The 24,344-nt window shown below is 37.9% G+C and carries 23 protein-coding genes; 19 read left to right on the top strand and 4 right to left on the bottom strand.

What is annotated here, in order from left to right; all coding sequences use genetic code 11:
* Positions 1-37: 37 nt before the first annotated feature.
* Complete coding sequence (locus tag BMSHG_RS10775) at positions 38-1,522, bottom strand: methyl-accepting chemotaxis protein (protein WP_019154463.1); 1,485 nt, start codon at positions 1,520-1,522, stop codon at positions 38-40.
* 338 nt (positions 1,523-1,860) lie between these two features.
* Between BMSHG_RS10775 and accB the strand changes: the two genes are divergently transcribed.
* The 14 genes from accB to BMSHG_RS10705 all read left to right on the top strand — a co-directional run bounded on the left by accB (position 1,861) and on the right by BMSHG_RS10705 (position 16,511).
* Complete coding sequence (gene accB, locus BMSHG_RS10770; protein WP_019154462.1) at positions 1,861-2,352, top strand: acetyl-CoA carboxylase biotin carboxyl carrier protein; 492 nt, start codon at positions 1,861-1,863, stop codon at positions 2,350-2,352.
* Between the two features lie 14 nt (positions 2,353-2,366).
* Positions 2,367-3,719 (top strand): acetyl-CoA carboxylase biotin carboxylase subunit, encoded by a 1,353-nt coding sequence (gene accC / locus BMSHG_RS10765; RefSeq protein ID WP_019154461.1) that lies wholly within the window; start codon positions 2,367-2,369, stop codon positions 3,717-3,719.
* Positions 3,720-3,736: 17 nt separating this feature from the next.
* Positions 3,737-4,147 (top strand): Asp23/Gls24 family envelope stress response protein, encoded by a 411-nt coding sequence (locus BMSHG_RS10760; RefSeq protein ID WP_019154460.1) that lies wholly within the window; start codon positions 3,737-3,739, stop codon positions 4,145-4,147.
* 299 nt (positions 4,148-4,446) lie between these two features.
* The gene (gene nusB, locus BMSHG_RS10755) at positions 4,447-4,827 is read left to right on the top strand and encodes a transcription antitermination factor NusB (protein ID WP_019154459.1); all 381 of its coding nucleotides are present in this window, start codon (positions 4,447-4,449) and stop codon (positions 4,825-4,827) included.
* Between the two features lie 27 nt (positions 4,828-4,854).
* A complete protein-coding gene (xseA, locus tag BMSHG_RS10750; protein ID WP_019154458.1) occupies positions 4,855-6,207 on the top strand; it encodes an exodeoxyribonuclease VII large subunit in 1,353 nt (450 codons plus the stop codon).
* Complete coding sequence (locus BMSHG_RS10745) at positions 6,207-6,434, top strand: exodeoxyribonuclease VII small subunit (RefSeq protein ID WP_019154457.1); 228 nt, start codon at positions 6,207-6,209, stop codon at positions 6,432-6,434. Before xseA ends, BMSHG_RS10745 begins: the two co-directional genes overlap by 1 nt.
* Before the next feature lies 1 nt (position 6,435).
* Positions 6,436-7,317: a polyprenyl synthetase family protein gene (locus BMSHG_RS10740; RefSeq protein ID WP_019154456.1), complete on the top strand. Its 882-nt coding sequence runs from the start codon at positions 6,436-6,438 to the stop codon at positions 7,315-7,317.
* Between the two features lie 369 nt (positions 7,318-7,686).
* Entirely contained in the window at positions 7,687-9,579 is a 1,893-nt protein-coding gene (gene dxs, locus BMSHG_RS10735; protein ID WP_026073412.1) for a 1-deoxy-D-xylulose-5-phosphate synthase, read from the top strand.
* Positions 9,580-10,419 carry a TlyA family RNA methyltransferase gene (locus BMSHG_RS10730; RefSeq protein WP_026073411.1) on the top strand — a complete coding sequence of 280 codons (840 nt, stop codon included), beginning with the start codon at positions 9,580-9,582 and terminating at the stop codon, positions 10,417-10,419.
* Positions 10,420-10,606: 187 nt separating this feature from the next.
* Positions 10,607-11,056 (top strand): transcriptional regulator AhrC/ArgR, encoded by a 450-nt coding sequence (gene ahrC, locus BMSHG_RS10725; RefSeq protein WP_019154453.1) that lies wholly within the window; start codon positions 10,607-10,609, stop codon positions 11,054-11,056.
* A 251-nt stretch (positions 11,057-11,307) separates the two neighbouring features.
* Positions 11,308-12,996, top strand: a complete 1,689-nt coding sequence (gene recN, locus BMSHG_RS10720; RefSeq protein ID WP_019154452.1) for a DNA repair protein RecN — start codon at positions 11,308-11,310, stop codon at positions 12,994-12,996.
* Between the two features lie 123 nt (positions 12,997-13,119).
* Complete coding sequence (gene spoIVB, locus BMSHG_RS10715; RefSeq protein ID WP_019154451.1) at positions 13,120-14,412, top strand: SpoIVB peptidase; 1,293 nt, start codon at positions 13,120-13,122, stop codon at positions 14,410-14,412.
* Between the two features lie 310 nt (positions 14,413-14,722).
* Entirely contained in the window at positions 14,723-15,520 is a 798-nt protein-coding gene (gene spo0A, locus BMSHG_RS10710) for a sporulation transcription factor Spo0A (protein WP_019154450.1), read from the top strand.
* 262 nt (positions 15,521-15,782) lie between these two features.
* Positions 15,783-16,511: a glycerophosphodiester phosphodiesterase gene (locus tag BMSHG_RS10705; RefSeq protein WP_019154449.1), complete on the top strand. Its 729-nt coding sequence runs from the start codon at positions 15,783-15,785 to the stop codon at positions 16,509-16,511.
* A 233-nt stretch (positions 16,512-16,744) separates the two neighbouring features.
* Here the strand turns inward: BMSHG_RS10705 and BMSHG_RS10700 are convergent, their stop codons facing one another.
* Together BMSHG_RS10700 and BMSHG_RS10695 are read right to left on the bottom strand one after the other, a co-directional pair.
* On the bottom strand, positions 16,745-17,428 hold the full coding sequence (locus tag BMSHG_RS10700; protein WP_019154448.1) for a hypothetical protein: 684 nt from the start codon (positions 17,426-17,428) through the stop codon (positions 16,745-16,747).
* A gap of 66 nt (positions 17,429-17,494) precedes the next feature.
* Positions 17,495-18,088 carry a class D sortase gene (locus BMSHG_RS10695; protein WP_019154447.1) on the bottom strand — a complete coding sequence of 198 codons (594 nt, stop codon included), beginning with the start codon at positions 18,086-18,088 and terminating at the stop codon, positions 17,495-17,497.
* Between the two features lie 378 nt (positions 18,089-18,466).
* On the opposite strand from BMSHG_RS10695, the gene BMSHG_RS10690 reads away from it, so the two are divergent.
* The 4 genes from BMSHG_RS10690 to BMSHG_RS27105 all read left to right on the top strand — a co-directional run bounded on the left by BMSHG_RS10690 (position 18,467) and on the right by BMSHG_RS27105 (position 21,686).
* Entirely contained in the window at positions 18,467-19,099 is a 633-nt protein-coding gene (locus BMSHG_RS10690; RefSeq protein WP_019154446.1) for a CalY family protein, read from the top strand.
* 126 nt (positions 19,100-19,225) lie between these two features.
* A complete protein-coding gene (tapA, locus tag BMSHG_RS10685; RefSeq protein WP_019154445.1) occupies positions 19,226-20,053 on the top strand; it encodes an amyloid fiber anchoring/assembly protein TapA in 828 nt (275 codons plus the stop codon).
* 32 nt (positions 20,054-20,085) lie between these two features.
* A complete protein-coding gene (gene sipW / locus BMSHG_RS10680) occupies positions 20,086-20,670 on the top strand; it encodes a signal peptidase I SipW (protein ID WP_019154444.1) in 585 nt (194 codons plus the stop codon).
* A 299-nt stretch (positions 20,671-20,969) separates the two neighbouring features.
* A complete protein-coding gene (locus BMSHG_RS27105; protein WP_019154443.1) occupies positions 20,970-21,686 on the top strand; it encodes a hypothetical protein in 717 nt (238 codons plus the stop codon).
* A gap of 64 nt (positions 21,687-21,750) precedes the next feature.
* Here the strand turns inward: BMSHG_RS27105 and BMSHG_RS10670 are convergent, their stop codons facing one another.
* On the bottom strand, positions 21,751-22,002 hold the full coding sequence (locus tag BMSHG_RS10670) for a DUF2627 domain-containing protein (RefSeq protein WP_019154442.1): 252 nt from the start codon (positions 22,000-22,002) through the stop codon (positions 21,751-21,753).
* Positions 22,003-22,203: 201 nt separating this feature from the next.
* On the opposite strand from BMSHG_RS10670, the gene BMSHG_RS10665 reads away from it, so the two are divergent.
* Positions 22,204-24,258, top strand: a complete 2,055-nt coding sequence (locus tag BMSHG_RS10665) for a sigma-54 interaction domain-containing protein (RefSeq protein ID WP_019154441.1) — start codon at positions 22,204-22,206, stop codon at positions 24,256-24,258.
* The last annotated feature ends 86 nt before the right edge of the window (positions 24,259-24,344 follow it).

The following is a 24,344-nucleotide window of genomic DNA, read 5'->3' as shown; positions in this document are numbered from 1 at the left end:
AATTGGAGAAAAAATAACGGGGAGCTATGCTCTCCCGTTATTTTTGTTCTTGAAGTTCCATTAAGTTGTCAACAGATTGGTGTGCTTCGGTAACTGACTGAAGTAAAACTGCATGTTGTGCCGTTTGGACTCCAATGGCAGATGATAGTTCCTGCAATGTGGCGCTTGCTTGCTCAATTACAGAGCTAAATTCACCAATTGATTCTTCAATCGATCTAGAGGAACCGAGTACGCTTTTTGTTAAAGCATCATACTTGGAAATGTCGTCTTTGAGCTGTTTGAACGTCGCTTGAATTTGTGCGAAAGCTTGTTGTGTATCAATGGCAAGCTGTAGATTATGATTAATCTTTGTTCCTGTTAAGGAGACGGTTTCAGTTACGGCGTTGGTCCCGCTCATAACATGATGAAGATTATCTGATATTTGCGTTGCTGTTTTACGACTGATTTCTGCAAGTTTTCTTACTTCTTCTGCTACTACAGCAAAACCTTTTCCAGCATCTCCAGCACGAGCGGCTTCAATCGATGCGTTTAATGCTAAAAGATTGGTTTGATCGGCAATTCCCTCAATTGCCTGTGCAAAATTTGAAGTCTCTTCTACTAATGTGGAGAGCGTTGTCGTTTGTTTATTAACATCCTCCATATTGTGGAATGAGATCTCAAGGCCATCCTTTAATTCTGTTACGAGTACTTCACCATTATTGGTCACTTCTTGCGCATCAATGGCATCTAAGTGAAGCTTATTGACTAATTCACTTGTTTCGTGAACCATTTGATTGGAGTTTTCTAGCGCTTTTGTAATCTCTAAAATAGAATCAGTTTGTGTTTGCATGCCAGCTGCCATTTCGCTAATCGAATGATTCATTTCTTGAGCGGCTTCATAATTTTCATGGCTTTTACTTTTGACAAAATGAATCAAGTCGGATAGCCCAACCGTACTAGTACCTATTGTTTTTCTAATTTCACGATCCAAAAGTAAAAGTTCCTCTGTTTGTTGCTGAGCGGCGACAATATTTTCAGATAATTTTTTTGATATAGATAACTGAAATGATAATAAGATGGACACTAATAGATAGAGAAGATAAACGGTTGCATAGTTCTTTATATCCAGTGGCAACACACTATTATTTTCCCAAATAAAGATACTAGTGGCGATAAAGCCGAGGACCGAGCCCGACCATAGTACTTTTTTATCCATGTAGATCGCTGCTGTCGCAAGAATAAAGTATAATAAAACAAAGGCAGTTGGAGATACACTGTTTGCCATAATCACATACATCACAACCGTGACGAGGAGAATAGCTAAATAGGGAATCGTAGTTGCCAATCTTTTTGTGTAGTGGAGAAGGGCGATGAGTCCAACGCCTAAGCCACCACCGATAATAATTGATAAAATGAGAGCTAATTCTTTTTGCATAACGATGTCGACAATGGTTGCGAGAATGACACAAACAAAAGAAGCTTTTACAACAAGTGAATTTTTTCTTGCTAAGTCATCCTGTTTAATTTCAGTAATCGATTTCATCTATGTTCCTCCCTAAATTTCCCTCTTCCTTAAATTTCGATATAATACTACAAAATTCCTTTGAAAAAATTTAATTTAGGAAAAACTGAGTCAATTTCGCAGTGTACGAAGGGAAATTAAAAAACGAACATTTCTATTTTATTCATTCGAACAAGCCTGAAATTCTAATGATTATATGGTTTAGAGTTCCATTCGTTCGTTTTTTTACTCGAGAGCATTATTATGAAATGGATTCAACTTTATAAAGATAAAAAATGATTATGATTGAACTTTTGTAAGGTCTTATCGTATAGTATTAGTATCTAGTGCTAAATTTTTGTCAATAAGGAGTGTCATTCATGTTAAAAGTACAAGAAATTCGCGAACTAATTAAACTTGTCGATCAATCCAATTTAGATGAATTTGTATATGAAGTAGATGATTGTAAAATTAAAATGAAAAAGAATCAAGGTGGAGCAGTTGCAGTTTCGACTCAACCTGCTGTACAACCGGCCGCTGTAGAAGCACCAAAACCTCAAGTGGTTGAAGTGGCCAAAACAGAAGTGAAAGAAGAACCGACGACTGTTGAAACGGCTACTGCAGATGAGAGTCTACATAAGATTACTTCACCAATGGTGGGAACTTTCTATCATAAGCCAACACCTGAAGCAGACCCCTATGTTAAAGTAGGAAGTAAAGTAACGAATGATTCCATTGTTTGTATTGTTGAAGCCATGAAATTATTCAATGAGATTGAAGCAGAAGTAAATGGGGAAATCGTGGAGATCCTTGTCAAAGATGGCCAGTTAGTTGAATATGGTCAACCACTATTTTTGGTAAAGCCTGAATAAGGAGCGAAACGAAAATGATTAAAAAATTATTAATTGCTAATCGAGGAGAAATAGCTGTACGCATCATTCGTGCGTGCCGTGAATTAGATATAGAATCAGTAGCAGTCTACTCGGAGGCGGATAAGGATGCACTCCATGTTCAATTAGCTGATGAAGCTTATTGTATCGGACCGACGTTGTCAAAAGATAGTTATTTAAATTTCACAAATATCGTTAGTGTTGCGAAGCTTACAGGTTGCGAAGCGATTCATCCTGGCTATGGATTTTTAGCAGAAAATGCGGCATTTGCTGAGCTTTGCCGCGAATGCAATATTATATTCGTAGGTCCGACGCCGGAAGCGATTACAAAAATGGGAACGAAGGACATTGCTCGAGAAACAATGAAGGAAGCGGGTGTGCCGATTGTTCCAGGTTCACAAGGTATTATTAAGGATGAAGAGGATGCGATTCAACTCGCCAATGAAATTGGTTACCCTGTCATCATTAAAGCAACAGCAGGTGGTGGTGGAAAAGGAATCCGTGTCGCTCGTAATGAAACAGATTTAATAAAAGGAATTACTATTACGCAGCAAGAGGCACTAACCGCTTTTGGTAATCCTGGAGTATATATTGAGAAATATATTGAAGATTTCCGTCATGTCGAGATTCAAGTTCTTGCTGATAATTTTGGTCATGTTGTTCATCTAGGTGAACGTGATTGCTCGATTCAACGAAGACTGCAAAAGCTCCTCGAAGAAACGCCATCTCCAGCTTTAGATAGCGAAATTCGCAAGGAAATGGGTGATGCAGCTGTAAAAGCGGCAAAAGCAGTTGATTATACAGGTGCAGGTACGATAGAATTTATATATGATTATCGAAATCGTCAATTTTATTTCATGGAAATGAATACGCGCATTCAAGTTGAGCATCCAGTTACAGAAATGGTGACAGGAGTCGATTTAATCAAAGAACAAATTAAAGTCGCTTCTGGAGAAGCATTGACATTTAATCAAGATGAAATTGAATTTGATGGATGGGCGATTGAATGTCGAATCAATGCTGAAAATCCAGAGAAACAATTTATGCCTTCTCCTGGTAAAATTCAAATGTACCTTCCACCAGGTGGATTAGGAGTCAGGGTAGATTCAGCCGCATATCCAGGATATGCGATTCCACCATTTTATGATTCCATGATTGCAAAGGTCATCACCTATGGAAGCACAAGGGAAGAAGCGATTTCAAGAATGAAAAGAGCCTTAAGTGAATTTGTGATTGAAGGGATTCATACGACGATCCCATTCCATTTGAAATTATTGAACCACGAGAAATTCGTCGAAGGTGATTTCAATACAAAATTCCTTGAGATGTATGATGTGATGAAATCTTAATATAGGAGGACTCGAATATGAGTGAAAATAACATATTGGAAATGAGTCAAGGGCAGTCTGGTTTAGGAAAAGTTGAAATTGCTCCAGAAGTGATTGAAGTCATTGCTGGGATTGCTGCAACCGAAGTGGAGGGTGTTTCACAAATGCGTGGAAACTTTGCTACTGGCGTTGTGGAAAGATTAGGAAAGAAGAATCATGGAAAAGGCGTGAAGGTAGAGCTTACCGAAGATGGCATTAAGGTGGATGTGTACTGTTTAATGAAATTCGGCATTTCGATTCCGACTGTTGCAGGAAAGGTTCAAGATAACATTCGCCAAGCTTTGCTTAACATGACTGCATTAGAAGCTGAGGAAGTCAATGTCCATATTGTGGGCATTCAGTTTGAAAATGCGAAGCAAACTGAAGTAGAAACTGAACAAGAAATGTAATCAATCATTTTGTAAAAACCAGAGACAAATGTCTTTGGTTTTTATTTTCTTTTCTTGATTCATCATCCTCAAAAGGGATTAACCTTTCAAAAAAACGGTTATAGTGAAGGATAGATCAGATTCCCTTTAACATTGTCTTTTGGTTATGCTATTATTTTTAATGACTTATAGAAAAATGGATCGACGGGTTTGTACTTATTTTGCACAACTGCTTTGTTACAAGCACAGGCCACCTAATTGTTAGCCAATACAACAATATAAGTTCAATATAACTCATCCTAAAAGGAGCAATAAATGAAATGAAGAGAAGAACAGCGAGAGAAAAAGCGTTGCAGGCATTATTTCAAATTGATGTAAGTGATGTGGAGCCGAAAGAAGCAATTGCCCATGTCCTTGAAGGGGTACGAAATGATGACTATTTATTAAAGTTAGTTTTAGGTGTTGTTGAAAACAAAGAGGAAATTGACAAGCTCTTACAACAACATCTTGAAAACTGGACATTGGACCGTTTAGCCATTGTCGACCGTAACATCTTACGACTAGCTACATATGAGCTTCTATATTGTAAAGAGGATGTTCCTACAAAAGTGGCGATCGATGAAGCGATCGAAATTGCCAAAATCTATGGTGATGATCAATCAAGTCGATTTATCAATGGAATTTTATCAAAGGTAAATTAATTTTCCTGTTTTAAAAGGGGTTTTTTGATGAAGGAAAAGCGCTATCTTACCGTCGCAGCTTTAACGAAATACATAAAGAGAAAATTTGATGCCGATCCCCATTTACAAGGAGTGCTTGTGAAAGGGGAAATCTCCAATTTTAAACAGCATTCCAGTGGACATATGTATTTTACCCTAAAGGATGAAAAAGCGAGAATTTTGGCGGTGATGTTTTCCAGTGATGCTCGTTCCATGAAATTTGTCCCTGAGAATGGAATGAAGGTCTTAATTTCTGGGAATATCACAGTGTATGAACAGAGTGGCCAATATCAAATATACGTGAAAAGTATGCAACCAGACGGAATCGGAGCGCTGTATTTAGCTTATGAACAGTTAAAGGAAAAATTAGAAAAAGAAGGTTTGTTTTCCCCTACTCACAAAAAGCCCATCCCTAAATATCCAAGAACGATTGGGGTTATTACGTCGCCAACAGGTGCGGCTGTTCGAGATATCTTAACAACGATCCAAAGGAGATATCCGATTGCTCATATTTTGATTATTCCTGCCGTTGTGCAAGGTGATCAAGCTAAAAATTCGATTGTAAATGCCATCAAGAAAGCGAATGAGTTGGGTGAAATCGACTGTTTAATCGTTGGGCGTGGTGGTGGTTCGATTGAAGAACTTTGGGGCTTTAATGAGGAAATCGTAGCTAGAGCAATCTATACTTCTGAAATCCCGATTATATCAGCTGTCGGGCATGAAACAGATTTTACCATTGCTGACTTTGTCGCTGATATGAGAGCACCAACCCCGACAGGAGCAGCTGAATTAGCTGTTCCCCACGTGGACGAGCTGATGGAGCGGATTTTAACAAGGCAAGCAAGATTAGTTCGTGTCATAAAAGAACGGGTCCAACTTTCGCGAGAGAAGCTTAACCGAATCGAACGTTCTTATGCATTTCGTTACCCGAGGAGAGCGTACGAGCAAAAAATGGAACAAGTTGATAAAGCGACAGAACGGCTTGTAAAGGGTGCTGAAAAACATTTTTTAGCTCAAAAAGAAGTGTATCTCCATTTAAATCGACGCATTGAACGTCATAAACCGCGGGAATTGTTAAAAGAGGCAATGGATGCTCGGGGAAAATTAGAAAAACAGATGAACCGTGTGATGACAGCGATTTTAGCAGACAAACAGAAGGATTTTAGACAGATGCTGATGACACTTGAAGCACTAAGTCCATTAAAAGTGATGGACCGAGGCTATAGTCTTGTTTATGATAACGAAGGTAAACTGAGTAAAAGTGTGGCCCAGTTTTCAAAAGAAGACGAGCTAACGGTTCAGATGGCCGACGGTTCGATTCAATGTAAAGTGCTTGATGTTGAGGAGAAGGAGAATCAATAATGGAAGAAAAAATGACCTTTGAAGAAGCGATGAAAAATCTCGAGGATATTGTGGAGAAGCTTGAGGAAGGAGATGTCCCATTAGAGGAAGCCATCTCGATCTATCGAAAGGGCATGGAACTTTCAAAGCTGTGCCACGATAAACTAAAGGATGTAGAAGAACAATTGACACAAATTATTACTGAAGATGGAAAAAAAGAAGAATTTTCCATACAAGAGGAGGAGTAAAGTGGAGCTTTTAGCACCTTTTATTCAGAAAAATAAAGAACTCCTCGAAGAGCAATTAAGAGCAAGTGTAAATCGTATGAAAGCTCCTGAAATTATTAAGGAATCAATGTTGTATTCATTAGAGGCAGGTGGAAAAAGAATTCGTCCCATGCTATTATTTGCGACGCTTGATGCCTTTGGTGAAAAAATGGTTAGGGGGTTATTAACTGCTGCAGCGATTGAAATGGTTCACACTTATTCATTGATTCATGATGACCTCCCTAGCATGGACAATGATGATTTGAGAAGAGGGAGAGCGACAAATCATAAAGTGTATGGAGATGCATTTGCCATTTTAGCAGGGGATGCCCTTTTAACGTATAGTTTTCAATTAATTGCAGAAACAACTGATGTAGATGCTGATACAAAGCTTAATTTAATTCGTGAGCTTGCCATTGCAGCTGGTGCTGAAGGGATGGTCGGCGGCCAAGTTGCGGATATCAACGGAGAAAATCGTAGCCTAACACTTGAAGAGCTTGAGTACATACACATTCATAAAACGGGGAAGCTTCTAGCTTTTAGTGCGGTTGCGGGTGCATTGCTCGCCGGGGCGTCAAATTTAGCGATTGAACAGTTTAAAAAGTTTGCTCATCACCTAGGACTGGCTTTCCAAATTCGTGACGACATTCTCGACTTAGAAGGAAATGAAGAAAAGCTTGGGAAACGAGTTGGGAGTGATGAATTCAATCACAAAAGTACATACCCGTCCCTATTAACGATGGATGGAGCGAAGAAAGCGTTAGCTCGAGAAATTGAACAAGCCAAAAAGGTTCTTCAGGAAACAGGACTTAATACAGTTCTACTAGAAGAGTTAACGGATTTAGTGGCGAACCGTGATCATTGATGTGATAAAATTAATTTTTACTAAATTGGCATTGTATGTTATAATACAGAATGATTTTGTCTAATTAGTAACGTTGTTACATAAAATATACAATAAAATGTTCTTTTCACAAATGGAGTCTGCGATTAGACATAATGAGTGAAAGGAATCCACGTATTTGCGCTTAAAGATAGGGATAAGGGCCGTGCAAATAGCTCTGAATATGTGCATAATTGCGGTCTTCGGACATTTACAAAATTATCGATAAAAAAGTCTAAATTGACTGGTAGTCAGTTCAGCCGTTATCACTTTGGTGTTAGCGGTTATTTTTTCAAAATAGATAGTGGGAATCAATTACAGCCAAAAAGAGATGAAAGTGAGTGGTCCATTATGGATCTGTTATCAATAAAAGACCCATCGTTTTTAAAAGCGTTATCGAATCAGGAACTTGAGGAGCTTAGTGAAGATATCCGTCATTTTTTGATTGAAAAGTTATCAAAAACAGGCGGCCATATTGGTCCGAATCTTGGTGTTGTTGAACTGACGATTGCATTGCATAAATGCTTCAATAGTCCAAAGGATAAAATTCTCTGGGATGTTGGTCATCAGTCCTATGTTCATAAAATACTAACTGGTAGAGCCGATCAATTTGATACGCTTAGACAATATAAGGGTCTTTGTGGATTCCCCAAAATGGTCGAAAGCGAGCATGATGTATGGGAGACAGGCCATAGCTCAACTTCATTATCTGCAGCGATGGGAATGGCGATCGCTCGAGATATAAAAAAAGAAAAATCATTCATCGTTCCTGTAATCGGGGATGGAGCTCTAACCGGTGGGATGGCACTTGAAGCATTAAATCATATCGGCCACGAACAGAAGAATATGATTGTGGTCCTCAATGATAATGAAATGTCGATTGCACCGAATGTCGGAGCCCTACACAATGTATTAGGACGATTAAGAACAGCTGGCAAATACCAATGGGCCAAAGATGAATTAGAGTACTTATTGAAGAAAATCCCCGCTGTCGGCGGAAAGTTAGCTTCTACAGCAGAGAGAATTAAAGATAGTTTAAAATATTTGCTTGTATCAGGTGTCTTTTTTGAAGAGCTTGGTTTTACCTATTTAGGTCCAATTGACGGCCATAATTATGACGCTTTGTTTGAAAATTTAGCTTATGCGAAGAAAACGGAAGGACCTGTACTGCTTCACGTGATTACGAAAAAGGGCAAAGGGTATAAGCCTGCAGAAAACGATACGATCGGAACTTGGCATGGAACAGGGGCGTACAAGATTGAAACCGGTGACTTTATTAAGCCTGTTCAAGCACCACCAGCATGGAGCAAGCTTGTCAGTGAAACCGTTCGTAGAATTGCTCGCGAAGATGAAAGAGTCGTTGCAATTACACCTGCGATGCCAGTGGGCTCAAAATTAGAAGGGTTTGCAAGTGAATTCCCAGATCGCATGTTTGATGTGGGAATTGCGGAACAACACGCAACAACTGTGGCAGCTGGCCTTGCAACGCAAAACATGAAGCCGTTTTTAGCGATTTATTCCACTTTCCTACAACGTGCTTATGATCAAGTGGTACATGATATTTGTCGCCAAAACTTAAATGTCTTTATCGGAATTGATCGTGCTGGCTTAGTCGGAGCAGACGGAGAAACTCATCAAGGGGTCTTTGATATTGCCTTTTTACGACATGTGCCTAATCTCGTTTTAATGATGCCAAAAGATGAGAATGAGGGACAACATCTTGTCAACACAGCCTTAAAGTATGATGATGGTCCGATTGCGATGAGATTCCCAAGAGGAAATGGACTGGGTGTTCACTTAGATGATGAGTTGAAGGAAATTCCAATTGGCACATGGGAAGTGTTAAAAGAAGGAATAGATGGAGCAATCTTAACCTTCGGAACAACGATCCCGATGGCGATGAAAGCAGCAGAAATCCTTGAGAAGCAAGGCATTTCAATTAAGGTCATTAATGCTCGGTTTATTAAACCACTTGATGAAAAAATGCTTAGTGGACTGCTTGAAAGAAATATGCCGATTCTTACGATTGAAGAAGCAGTGCTTCAAGGAGGATTTGGTAGTTCGATTTTAGAATTTGCTTCTGAAAAAGGCTATCATCATGCTGAAATTGATCTCATGGGAATTCCTGATCAGTTTATTGAGCATGGAAGTGTCAATGAATTGCTAAATGAAATTGGCCTCACAACAGAGAATGTTGTCAATAAGCTCAAAACATTGGCAAGAAAAAAACAAAAAAGGGCCTAGATAAAGATGAAGAAGGAACGGATAGACGTTTTACTTGTGGAAAGAGGCTTAGCCGAAACCCGTGAAAAAGCAAAAAGAGCGATAATGGCAGGCCTTGTTTATAGTAATGAAGAACGGTTAGACAAACCAGGAGAAAAAATTGGGATTGATCGACCTCTTACAGTGAAGGGGAATGTTCTTCCATATGTCAGTCGCGGCGGGCTTAAGCTTGAAAAAGCCTTGAACGAATTTGATCTAGAAGTGAAAGATAAAGTGTTACTAGATATTGGCGCATCAACTGGTGGCTTTACAGATTGTGCACTTCAAAATGGAGCGAAAATGTCCTATGCTCTGGATGTTGGCTATAATCAGCTTGCATGGAAGTTAAGACAGGACGAGAGGGTCGTTGTTATGGAAAGAACCAATTTCCGTTACGTCACCCCAGCCGATTTAGTAGGTGAGCTTCCTAACTTTGCTTCCATTGATGTTTCCTTTATTTCTTTGAAATTAATCCTCCCTGTTCTAAAAACGTTACTTGTAACAGGAAGCGATATTGTGGCATTGGTCAAGCCCCAGTTCGAAGCAGGACGTGAGCAAGTTGGAAAGAAAGGGATTGTTCGAGACCCAAAGGTGCATGAACAAGTCCTCGAAAAAATGATTGATTTTGCCCAAAAAGAAGGCTTTGATATTAAAGATTTATCCTTTTCACCTATAACTGGTGGAGATGGAAATATTGAGTTTTTATTGCATCTAAGATGGAGTGGTCCTAAAGAATTAGGGGAGTACTCCCTCCCTCAAACACCTGCGGAAATCGTATCAGATGCGCATGAACAATTAAAAAGGAAGCAAACGGAGGAATAAGTATATTTGCTTATTCCTTTTTGATATGTGTCAGTTTTCAAAAGAACGATCTAAAATCATTGATGAAAGAGGAAATTAGTCGCTTTTTAGCGAATAATTATACGAATAAGTATACATTTTTATGATTATCAGCTAACATATTATTGAATGACAAGAACGTTTATGAATAAATCTAGAGGTGACTTTTGTGAATAAAGGACAACGTCATATTAAAATTAGAGAAATCATCACGAATAATGATATTGAAACACAGGACGAGCTTGTTGATGAGTTAAAACAAGCGGGCTTTAATGTAACACAAGCAACCGTTTCGAGAGATATTAAAGAACTACATTTAGTAAAAGTTCCTCTTATGGATGGGCGTTACAAATACAGCCTACCAGCCGATCAACGTTTTAATCCTCTGCAAAAACTAAAAAGAAATCTCATGGATGCATTCGTTCGTATTGACCAAGCCGGACATCTCCTCGTCATGAAAACATTGCCAGGAAATGCGATGGCCATCGGTGCCTTAATTGATAATCTCGATTGGGAAGAGATATTAGGGACGATTTGTGGAGATGACACGATTTTAATCATTTGTAAAACACCTGTTGAAACCGAAATTATCCAGTCGCGTTTCCTAGAAATGCTGTAATTTCCCTTTTTTTAGATAATAAGTTAAGGCTCTTTTCGCAAACTTTGCTGCTATTCAGTCATAGATAGGAAAATAAAGCTATTATTACTCGTTAAATTAGGATCAAGTAAGCGAAATTAATGTGTGTTCTAAAACCTCAATTGAGGGGTAAATGTCGGCCTCAGATAAGAATGTGGACATTTACGAAAAAACCACAATCATTACGAAAACAACGTAAGTTAAAGATGAATTTGATTTCGAGGTGATTATTCATGCTCAGTGAATTATCGATTAAAAACTTTGCGATTATTGAGGCCCTTTCCATCTCTTTTGATAAAGGGCTCACAGTTTTATCTGGTGAAACAGGTGCGGGAAAATCGATTATTATTGATGCCATTCATTTGCTCGTTGGGGGAAGAGGTTCGGCAGAATTTGTTCGTCATGGTGAAGACAAAGCAGAAATAGAAGGATTGTTTCAAATCGATCAGGAGTCACATCCATTGTTTCAAAAAGTTCAGGAGTTTGGAATTGATGTAGAAGAAGGAATGATCATTCTTCGTCGTGATATTTCCAAAAGCGGCAAAAGTGTTTGCCGGATAAACGGTAAGCTTGTTACCATTTCCACTCTTCGTGAAGTTGGTGCCGCTCTTGTTGATATTCATGGTCAGCATGAGCATCAAGAATTAATGGATGAAACCCGTCATTTATCCTTGCTTGACCAATTTGGTGGCGAGGAAGTAGAAGAAGCTTATCAAGAGTATGTAGAGATTTATCAAGGGTACGAAAAAATCTTAAAAAGCATCAAGCACCTGAGTGAGAACGAGCAGCAAGTAGCGCACCGCTTAGATTTACTTTCTTTTCAGCTAGAGGAAATTCAAAATGCGGATTTAAAACTCCATGAAGATGAAGAACTTCTTGAAGAAAGAAGAAAGCTTAGCAATTTTGAAAAGCTTCATGAAGCGATTAATATCAGCTATTCTGCTTTACAAGGAGATAATAAAGGGCTTGATTGGTTAGGTCTAGCGACGAATCATCTGGAGGACGCAGCTTCAATTGATTCTAAGTATCAGGAAGCCTCTAATGCGGTTTCAAATAGCTTTTATGCATTAGAAGATGTCGTTAGGACATTAAGAAACGAGCTGGATATCCTTGAATTTGATCCTGAACGACTAAATCAAATTGAAGATAGGTTGAATGAAATCAATCAATTAAAGCGCAAGTATGGAAAAACAATTGAAGACATATTGGAATACGGTGCTAAAATTGAAGAAGAACTTGAAACCCTTCAAAATAAAGAAACCCATATTGAAAAACTTCAGCATGAGCTGTCCGCAATTAAGAAAGATTTAGCGCTAGAAGCTCGTGAATTAAGCAAAATTAGACAGAAATTTGCTGGTCAACTAACAAAATTGATTCTTCATGAATTGAAAGAACTATATATGGAAAAAACTATTTTTGAGGTTCGTTTTTACAGTGATTACGATCATTTTACGCTTGTAGGATCGGATAAGATTGAATTCTACATCTCTACAAACCCCGGTGAACCGTTAAAACCTCTTTCGAAAATCGCCTCAGGTGGAGAATTATCAAGAATTATGTTGGCATTAAAGAGTATCTTTTCGAAACATCAAGGTATAACTTCAATCATTTTTGACGAAGTTGATACTGGGGTTAGCGGCCGAGTCGCACAAGCAATTGCGGAAAAAATCTACAAAGTATCCGTTGGCTCGCAAGTACTGTGTATTTCCCATTTGCCACAAGTTGCGGCGATGGCAGATACCCATCTATTTATTGCCAAAAAAATAACAGATGGTCGGACAAGGACATCGATGAAAATATTGGATGAAAACGAAAAAATTCGCGAAATTGGCAGAATGATTTCAGGAGTAGAAATCACCGATTTAACGAAGGAGCATGCAAGAGAACTCCTTCATTTAGCGAAAGAGATAAAAATAACTTGAAATGCTATCCAAACTGGGTAGCTTTTTTATCTCTCTAGAGGTTATAAATGAGTCTATTGGAGGCAAAATTAAAGATGTAGCCATTTAGAGTGAGTGTGTGGACTAGAAGCGAGGAGAGTGAAGATGTTGAATTTTGAACTTCTTAGAAAAATAATTGGTGGAATTCTCCTTGTTTCAATTGTTGCTCTTGGATTTTCTAAACCGGTGCAACAATATATTCAATTACCGAAGGAAATCACGCTTTTTGAAGGACAAGAATTTTCCTTTCAAAAATCCCATCCTGTTTCAGCAGAAATGAATAACTCTAACCTTAGTGTCTCAGTCGATGATACAGACAATACGGTTTCCCTTAACGCAAACAAATATGGAAAAAATGAAATGCTTTTAGAATTAGCAGGATTCCCAATTAAAAAGGTCGATGTTAATGTTCTTAAGGATTTCAAGGTAATACCAGGTGGTCAGTCGATTGGTGTAAAACTGAATACAGTCGGTGTTCTTGTGGTTGGACATCATCAAGTAGCGACAGTAGAAGGAAAGCAGTCGCCGGGTGAGGAAGCAGGAATCAAGGTTGGCGATATCATTACGAAAATAAACGGAAAACAAATTGAGAAAATGTCTGACGTAGCTCCATTTGTTCAGGAAGCAGGAGAGACAGGAAAGCCATTGCAAATTGAAATCAGCCGTGAAAGTGGTAAAGTAACAACGGAATTAAAACCGCAAAAAGAAAAAGATGAAGAAAAGTTTAAGCTCGGACTCTATATTCGAGATTCCGCAGCTGGAATTGGAACGATGACGTTCTATCATCCAGAATCAAAAAAATATGGTGCTTTAGGGCATGTCATATCTGATATGGATACGAAAAAGCCAATTGTCGTAGAAGACGGACAAATTGTTCGCTCTACTGTAACGTCTATTGAAAAGGGAAGCAATGGAGACCCTGGAGAAAAATTAGCTAGGTTCTCTTCAGATAAAGAAGTAATTGGGAATATTCAACGAAATAGCCCATTTGGAATATTTGGGAAGCTCAATCGTGACATTGAGAATGGAGTTATGGATAAAGCCTTGCCAATCGCCCTTTCTCATCAAGTAAAAGAAGGTCCAGCGCAAATCCTGACAGTCGTTGATAATGATGAAGTTAAACTTTTTGATATAGACATTGTTAGCACGATCCCGCAGAAATTCCCGGCAACGAAAGGAATGGTCTTAAAAGTAACAGATAAAGAATTACTGGATAAGACTGGTGGAATCGTACAAGGGATGTCTGGAAGTCCGATTATTCAAGATGGAAAAGTCGTAGGGGCAGTTACACATGTGTTCGTTAATGATCCTACATCTGGATATGGTGTTCATATCGAGTGGATGCTAAATGAAGCTGGGATCGATATTTATGAAAAAGAGGAAGAAAAGGCGAGTTAAACAAGTAATAATGGATGATTTTGGAAGGCGGGATTTTTCCGCCTTTTTTTCTTTTTTTCCTCTTCTAAGTGTATAATAAAAGCATGAATAAAGATTTTTCGACAAAGTGTTCTCATCCGAAAAATCAAGTGACGAAATGAGTCGAAAAGAAGAGAAAATAAGAGAAAATTAAAGATTTCATACATTTTTGCAGAAAAAATAAAAAAAGAAGAGGATTTCTATTGGCTTTGTCGAATTGAATATTTAGAATAAAGATATAGAATTCAATTCAAGAGACGAGAAACTTAAAGGATCGAGGAGGAAACAGTACGTGAAGAAAATAAAAGTATGCGTAGTTGATGACAATCGAGAACTAGTGGGTCTGTTAGAGGACTATATCTCTTCACAAGAAGACATGGAAGTTGTTGGTGTAGCCCATAATGGACAGGAGTGCCTGGAGGTTTTGCAGGAAACTGACCCAGATGTTCTTGTTTTAGATATTATTATGCCTCATTTAGACGGATTAGCCGTTTTAGAAAGAGTGCGTGAAATGAAAAAGAATCATTTGCCAAATGTCATTATGTTAACGGCATTCGGTCAAGAGGATGTAACAAAAAAAGCTGTTGAATTAGGCGCATCTTATTTTATTTTGAAGCCATTTGATTTAGAGCATTTAGGCAACCATATTCGCCAAGTAAGTGGTAATGGAACACCTGTGATGAGAAAATCTTCAGGATTATCAGGTGCGATTAGACCAGCAGTAGAAGAAAAACCGAAAAACCTCGATGCAAGCATTACGAGTATCATTCACGAAATTGGCGTGCCTGCTCATATAAAAGGGTATTTATATTTAAGAGAAGCGATTTCTATGGTGTACAATGACATTGAACTATTGGGTTCGATTACAAAGGTGTTATACCCAGATATCGCAAAGAAATACAATACGACGGCAAGCCGTGTAGAGCGGGCGATTCGTCATGCGATTGAAGTAGCGTGGAGCCGTGGAAATATTGATTCCATTTCGTCTTTATTCGGATATACGGTATCGATGTCAAAAGCAAAACCAACGAATTCTGAATTCATCGCGATGGTGGCTGATAAGCTTCGCTTGGAGCATAAAGCTTCTTGAAAGAGTGAGGAATAAAGGTAAAAACGGCTTCTGGGTTTTTACAAAATAACCACAAGCTATACGAAAACAGCGTTTTTTTAAAACAAACTACTATAAAAAGACATATTCTTTTGAAAAAGAAAGGATATGTCTTTTTTCATTTTTGAAGTCTCACACAGTGAAAATGACACACATCATATATGGATTTCAGTAGGTCCGTTATAATAAAATAAAAGTAATCGTATAAAAAGGAGAAAATGAAGTTTCGGAGGAGGAAGGTTACTTGACGCTTATTTTTGCCCACCGTGGGTATTCAGCCAAATATCCAGAGAACACAATGAGAGCTTTTAGAGAAGCGGAGAAGTCGGGTGCTGACGGAATAGAGCTCGACGTCCAGTTTACGAAGGATGACGAAATCGTTGTTATTCATGACGATAAAGTAGATCGTACCACAAATGGGAGCGGCCTTGTAAAAGATTATACCTTTGAAGATTTGAGGAGACTTGATGCCAGTTATAAATTTAAGACGATTTTAAAGAAAGAGCCGATTCCTTCTTTAAAAGAAGTACTTGAATGGCTTCAAACCAATCAGCTTAAGTGTAATATTGAAATTAAAAGTAATATTGAATCGTACATGAAAATAGAGGCCCCACTTATCGCACTTATTCGCGAGTATAATCTCTCCGAACGAGTGATTATTTCTTCGTTTAATCATTATAGTATTGTGTACTGTTATAGGCTTGCCCCAGAAATTGAAATAGCTCCACTTTATCAAGAAGGGCTCTTTATGCCATGGGTGTATACGCAATCGATTAAAGCCAAAGGAATGCATCCAAACTTTCGAGTGGCACCTAACGAAATCATTAAGGCGGCTATTGAGGCTGGCATTGAAGTAAGACCGTATACTGTAAATAAAGAACAAGATATGCGACGATTATTTGAAATTGGCTGTACGGCGTTTATTACCGACGATCCTGTTAAGGCAATCAAGATAAGAAAAGAATTTAGATGAAAGGCTCTTTTCGCATTTATTTTCTTTCGAAATTTGGAAAGCAATAAGAAACAAGAGGCCTGATGGAGGGAGCGAAAAGTGCTGTCGCACACTTCATGTATAGCGATAACCGTGATATAAGGGGAAAATGATGCTTCTGGTTTTTTACAACTAGCCACAATCTATACGAAAACAGCGATATGAAAAAAAAGCCTCCTATTAAAATTCAGGAGGCTCTTTTTATGAGAAATGAGTTATTTTTCTTTATTCAATTCCTGTGCTTGCAATTCTTTTAGAAGCGCATCTTCAGTCTTACCATCGGTGGAAATTCCTTCTTCTTTCGCCTTTTCAATCAGCAATGTAGAACGTAGCTCTTTTAGTAAGGTGTCAAAATCTTTTCCTTTCGTAGCGATTCCTTGTTCCTTCGCCTTCTCTGCCATTATGTTATATTGAATCTCCTCTATACTGCCCTCAGTTGTAGAAAATCCTGAATCCGTTTGTCTCTCGCTTAGACGACGAATATCTTCTTCAGGTGCTTCTTGAGCTTTTTGATGTTCTGTAAGTTCCTTTATTAAAGCTTTTTCATCTTTTCCATCCGTTGAAATTCCGAGTTTTTCGCTTTCGGCAGCGAGAATTGCAAATCGAATTGATTCGTTGTTCTTTTTCTCAACATCTAGGCCTAATTCCTGTGCTTTTTGCTTTAGTAGTTCATTTTCAATTTCTTCCATACTCTTTCCTTCAATCGATATGCCCAATTGTTGAAGGGAAGAATTTTCTCTCGAAGAAAGTGTTTTCTCAGCTTCTTTGTCTTCTTCAGAAAAATGATTCCTCCACTCTAACCGGTTAGGATGATCATTACTGGCAAAAGTTGAGGGTAATTGAATAATACTTAGACATATTCCGCCGACTACAATGGAAGCCACTATTCTTTTGTTCATCGTCTTTCCTCCTTATATTCTCATTGTTAACTTGATTGAGTGAAAGCTATACCTAAAGATATTGTCCTACGATTCCATTTCATGGTTGTCAACAGGAAGAGCGGTAATGATATATCGTTCTGGTGCATTCCCTATGAATGTAAAGGGATAGCATGTTGTTACAATAAGTTCTTCGTGGGGAAAAGTGTTTTTTATGACTGTCGTATTGTTTGCATCCACGATTTTTGTGTCAGTGATTTTATAGATATACCTTCCATAAGGGAGAGCGATTATCAATTCATCTCCTATATTTAGTTCACCCATTCGCCGAAACACTGTATCTCTATGCCCTGATAAAACAATTTGATTGTTCTGATCAGGGTAAGCGGATTCCTTTAAATGCCCGACACCTTTAGCAAGTTCATCTTCGTTTGTACCTTCAACAATGGCTAGATTTGCCTCTATTTGTGGGATCTCTAGAACTCCAACTACCTCTCCCATACGAGGGGAAAAGTCAACTGGTGTATTAAAGCTTTCTTTTTCAATGGGTGTAGCTAAAACATCATAAGCGGATACCAAGCTATCTTTTTGTGCTTTGTTCGTTTTTAGGAACTGATAACCGCCTATCCCCATTAATCCGAGGCCTAAAATGATGAGAATGATCGGTAATTTTCTAATCATGTAATCATCCTTTGAAATCATTATTTAGAAGAAAACAAGGTTTGTTTACTTTTTTTGAAAATTAAAACGCTTTATAAAGGACGTAAGTTCCAATCATCCACACTGTTCATTATAAGACATAAAAAATTCTTTATAAAATACAAAATAGTGAGTAATCAGGAGATAATGGGAGAAAAAGCCTAAAATTTGTTCTTAATTGCGAAAATATGGTCGTTTTTGAAGTTTTCCAAAAAATATTAAATGACATATACTCAATTTGTAAGTTCTTTATAAAGAACGAAAGAGAACGGAAAAAAGAAATTTATTCGTTTGAAGTCTCTTATGCCATACATAAGGGTTCAAAATAAAAAAATAAAATGAAAAAGGAGAGGAAGTAACTTGAGTATCAAAAAGAAATTAGGTTTAGGAGTCGCTTCAGCAGCACTAGGTTTGGCACTAATTGGGGGAGGAACATTTGCATACTTTAGCGATACAGAAGTAACGAATAATACATTTGCAGCGGGTACATTGGATCTAGCTGCTAATCCAACAACAATCATTGATGTTGAAAACATTAAACCTGGGGATACAATGGTTCGTGAATTCCAATTGGAAAATAACGGTACATTAGATATTTCCTCCATTGATTTAGCAACATCATATTCTATAACGGATGCTGCAGGAGATAACGTAGATGATTTTGGAAAGCATATCAAAGTGTTGTTCCTTGAAAATGCAGATAAAACAGGTGATGGATGGATTATTGGCGATTACAATGATATCATCTCTGAAACTACATTATATGACCTTCAAAATATGACTCCAGATGCCGTTGAGAATTTAAATAGCTTCCTGACTTGGTTACTTGGTTTAGGCGGGGAAGATAGCGGTTTACCAGCTGGTACTAGTGACGAAATGTATGTGGCTTTTGAATTTGTTGATAATGGTCAAGATCAAAACGAATTCCAAGGTGATTCATTAGAGCTTGAGTGGACATTTACAGCTCACCAAACTGATGGTGAATCAAAATAATTCATACGTAATATGGGAAAGTAAGCTAGTCTTACTTTTCCCTTTCTTTATTCATTATCGTGAATTTATAAGCGTATTATAGGATGACGATAACGAATAAATTAATCCAATTGGAGGAGTCATTATATGAGAAAGTCGCGCCTTAAGAAATATACAAATAATAGTAAAAAGATACGAGTCATGATACAGCTATTGGCTATCTTATATGGATGCACATTGGCGATTACATACCTTTCATCCAATACAATTGCTGCCTTTTCAAGTTCTCAAAAGGAGACGATCAAACTTCAAGCAGGTAGCTGGTGGGACGGAAGTGAGCTGGAGTTTGTCAAAAACAACGCAGAAAATATAAAATCATGCTCTTCTGTTGAAATTATCGCAGAAATTAAGAATAAAGGATTTACAATGTCCGGACCTACTAAATATGAAGTTTATTACAACAAAGATAATAACGGCAACCCACAGAAAAAGGGTGAATTAATTGCAACTGGGGAAATTGATCCGATAGGCGAAGGTCAAATCATAAATCTTTCTTATGTTGCTGAAAATACTGGTTCATATATGTTCAAAGCTTACCAACACCCAGATTACAACGGCAAACAATCTTCTGAAATATGGAGCCATAAGATGATGGTTAAATGCTCCCAAAATCATGTAACTGAAAAAGAAGTTGACGAAAGTAAAGAAGTGATAGACGAGAATGAATCTGCTAAAGAAGAAGTAGACATACCAAAAGCAGAGGAACCTCAGGAGCAAAAACCGAAAGCAGAGGAATCCGTTAAAGAAGAAATGGTAAAAGAAACTCCTGATATGAGTACGCAAACGGAAGGCAAGTCAAACGAAACTCAAGGCAATCCTGATACGAATGCTCAAAAACAAGAAAAGGAAAAAATAGTTGAACAAGATACGGAAGACACGGGTTCAGTGGAGACCACTGAAAAAGAATCTGAATGAGTGAAAATGTAGCTAAAGAGGAGGATAAATAGATGAAAAGAGTGGCAAAATGGGCTAGCAATTTAGTGACGATCGTTCTCTTCTTGATTTTCGTTTTGGTTTTATTTTTAGTCATATCTTCAAAAGCCTCTGGCGGAGAGCCGCAAATATTTGGTTATCAGTTAAAGACGGTTCTATCAGGATCAATGGAGCCAGGTATAAAAACAGGTTCTATCATCGCTGTTAAACCAGGTGGAGATATGACACGGTTCAAAGAAGGAGATGTGATTACCTTTCAAGAGGAAGGAAATATTTTAATCACACATAGAGTAACTGAAGTAATCAATAATGGGAATCAAGTGATGTATAGAACTAAAGGGGATAATAATAATGCCGAGGATCTAAACCCTGTCTTATCTAATAATGTTGTGGCGGAGTACAATGGCTTTACTGTGCCATATATCGGATATTTCATCGATTTTGCAAAGTCTAAAAACGGAAGTGTACTTCTCTTGATTTTGCCCGGTGTTTTACTATTAGGGTATGCATTTTATACAATATGGCAGACGCTAAGACTAATTGAAAATAAAGGTTCTACAACGATTGCGGCTGATGAGTCTATTGATGTAAAGCAGTAGGAAATAAAGTGCTTGTTTACAAATTGCAACTATAAGAAAGGCTCTTTTCGCAAACATTGCTGTTATTGGAAAATAATAAGTTTATAAAATGCCTATATCTTCTCGTAAGGACTAAGAAGAGAGGAAGCGAAAAGTGCCGTCGCACATTTAATGTATAGCAGTAACAGTGACATATGGATAAAAACCGGCTTCTGGGTTTTTACGAAAAACCACAACCTATACGAAAACAGTGATAAGTAAAGATGGGATATCATCGTCTCATCTTTTCTTATAGATATATATGAAAATGAGGGGTCAATATGAGGTTAAAAAAACTACTGTTCGTTTCTTTTGCTCTCATTATGATGAGCATGTGGAATCCGGTAATTACGGATGCTGAGGAATCATCTGCTTTAAATATCGTCACAAATGAAAATAAAATCATCTTTAAATTAGATAATTTGAAACCAGGTGATATCGCAAAGAGAGAATTAACTGTCCAAAACCGAAGTAAGGATGATTTTACATACAGATCAGATTCTAAATTTATTGGCGGATCAGAGGAATTATATCATGAATTTATACTAGAGATTGCTGATTCAAGCAAGACGCTTTTTAGTGGGAAAATGAAAGACTTTGAGGGGCTTGACCCGAGATATCTTAAAGCCTTACATGAAGAAACCTTGTTATTTGCTGTTGAATTTCCCAGTCATTTAGGGAACGAGTTTCAAGGGAAAGGCTTTGAGGTTCAAATTCGTTTCTTTGCAGAAGGACAGACCGAGAGCCCCCAAGAACCAAATGAACCGAACGAACCGGAAACACCAGCAAATCCCAATGAGCCAATTGATCCAAATGATCCAGAGCAACAGCGACCAATTCCGTCAGACGACTTAGGTTCAACCCCAACGGACGGACAAATCCTTCCTGATACTGCGACCAATATTTTTAACTATCTAGTATGGGGAGTGGTATTCATAGCTCTTGGGTTCATTATGCTTAAAGCACTAAATAATAGAAAAGTGACAGTTAATAATTAAATATGAGCGAAGGAGGATCATCCTACAATCAATAATAAATGCATGGTGAGTGCTTCACCATGCATTAGTTTTTGTTATCTATTTTAAACCGACCTTGCACCTTATTCTTCTTTCGATCTCGATGAAGGATAAACCCGCCGATAAATGCTAAACCAGCTAAAAATAATAATAAACCAGAGATAAATTGCAACCATAATAAAGAGGGAGTGAATGGTCCGAGTGTGATGCCAAAGACCATATCCCGCATCATCTTAATTCCATATGCTGCAATAACTCCAGGTATGACTAGTACTAATAAAGCTAATATCCGTATCATCATAAATCCTCATTTCTTCTTAATCACCACTATTATACCATGCTTTTTTTCATAAAAGTATGTCCACCTCTTGACATTACCCATATGTTCAAAATCATAAAAAATTTGTCATTATCACTTTTTAACACTAAAATAGGATTATGTGCAAAAAAATTCATTTCCTTTATGAAAAATTTTTCTTACAAGAAAGTAGGGGAAAATGTGCAAACCGTTATGATTGTTGGAGCTGGTACAGGAGGATTATCCATCCTTAAGATTTTAAAAGAAACCGCTGTTCTTGACGTAAAAGTGGTTATCGATATCGATGAAAATGCTCCGGGAATCTTGTTTGCAAAGGAGCAAGGAATTGAAGTTGGAAGTGATTGGAGAGATTATTTAACCGATCAAATTGATATCGTTATTGAAGTGACAGGGCGACAAGAAGTATTTAGAGAAATACGAGAACTAAGAGATCGTAATACCGTCTTAATCCCTGGAAGCATGGCTTACTTAATCTCAAAGTTGATCGAAGAAAAAGAAGATTTGATATCAAGACTTAAATATGAAACATATAAACATGATTTAATTTTTAATGCCACCGGTGACGGAATGCTTGTCGTTGATAAAGAGGCGAAGATCACCTTAATGAATCATAGTGCAGCCAATATGATTGGCATGACAAAAGAGGAAGCAATCGGAAAATCGGTTCTCGAAGTGGTGCCGACAAGCCGATTGCCTGTAATTTTACAAAATGGTCGAGCTGAAACGAATCGGGAGCAAACTCTAGCAAATGGGATGAAAATCATTACCACAAGGTTACCGATGATCGATGAAAATAACGAAGTAATCGGGGCTTTTGCCGTTTTTAAGGATATTACCGAGGTTGTTAATTTAGCGGAGGAACTTACCAATCTAAAAGAAGTACAAACGATGCTGGAAGCGGTCATTCAATCGAGTGAAGAAGCGATATCTGTCGTTGATGAAAATGGGTTAGGAATTATTATCAACCCAGCTTACACAAGAATAACAGGACTCTCTGAGGAAGAAGTTATTGGTCAACCAGCAACTGCCGATATTTCTGAAGGGGAAAGCATGCATATGCAAGTATTAAAAACGAGACGTGCTGTCCGTGGAGTGGCGATGCGATTAGGGCCAAACAAAAAAGAGGTTATTGTCAATGTTGCCCCTGTTATTGTTGATGGGAAATTAAAGGGAAGTGTTGGCGTCGTTCATGATATGTCTGAAATTAAGAGCTTGAACCGTGAGCTTAGCAGAGCTCGACAAATCATTCGAACACTAGAAGCCAAATATTCATTTGAGGATATTATTGGCGATTCTGAGGAAATGCGCTTAGCGATCGAACAAGCAAAACTTGGGGCGAGAACGCCTGCAACGGTTTTACTAAGAGGAGAGTCTGGAACTGGAAAGGAACTCTTTGCCCATGCTATACATAATGCAAGTGACCGTAAATACAATAAATTTGTTCGTGTGAATTGTGCTTCTCTTTCTGAATCATTACTTGAAAGCGAGCTTTTTGGCTATGAAGAGGGGGCTTTTTCAGGGGCGAAAAGAGGAGGAAAACGGGGTCTTTTTGAAGAGGCGAACAATGGTAGTATTTTTTTAGATGAAATTGGTGAATTAACAGGGAATACTCAAGCGAAACTATTACGAGTACTACAAGAAAATGAAATCACTCGTGTTGGGGGAACAAAGCCGATTTCCATCAATGTAAGAGTAATAGCTGCAACAAATGTGAATATTGAAAAGGGGATCATAAACGGGACATTTCGAGAAGATTTGTATTATCGTCTCAATCGAATGCCGATACATATTCCTCCTTTACGGGATCGAAAAGGGGACATCCCTCTATTATGTGAACGTTTGATTCAGAAGATTAATCAAGACTATGGGCGTAATGTTGAAGGAGTAACAGCCAATGCAATGAAGCATTTATCTCAATATCATTGGCCAGGAAATGTGCGAGAGCTTGAAAACATTCTCGGACGAGCAATTATTTTTATGAATTATCATGAAACAGAAATTGACCTTCACCATATGCCAAATTTGAAAATTGTTGAGGAGCCGAAAATAGAGAGTGCTTCGCTTTTGCTGGAACAGGGAGAAACATTAAATAAAATGTTAGAGAAATATGAGAAAAAGATAATTGCTCAAACTCTAGAAAAACTAAAGGGGAATAAAACAGAGACAGCAAAAATGTTAGGCTTATCTGTTCGTAACCTTTACTACAAGTTGGACAAATACCACTTACAAGGCTAATATCATGATTGTAAAGATTAGCATGCAATATTTTTCATGGTTTTGCAAAATTATTCATGGAACACAAAATAATGAAAGGTTTTTGA

Origin of the sequence: Robertmurraya massiliosenegalensis JC6, assembly GCF_000311725.1 — a bacterium.
Classification (GTDB): domain Bacteria; phylum Bacillota; class Bacilli; order Bacillales; family Cytobacillaceae; genus Robertmurraya; species Robertmurraya massiliosenegalensis.
Note: the sequence above shows the minus strand (reverse complement) of the source record. Positions and strands in the feature narration are given on the sequence as shown.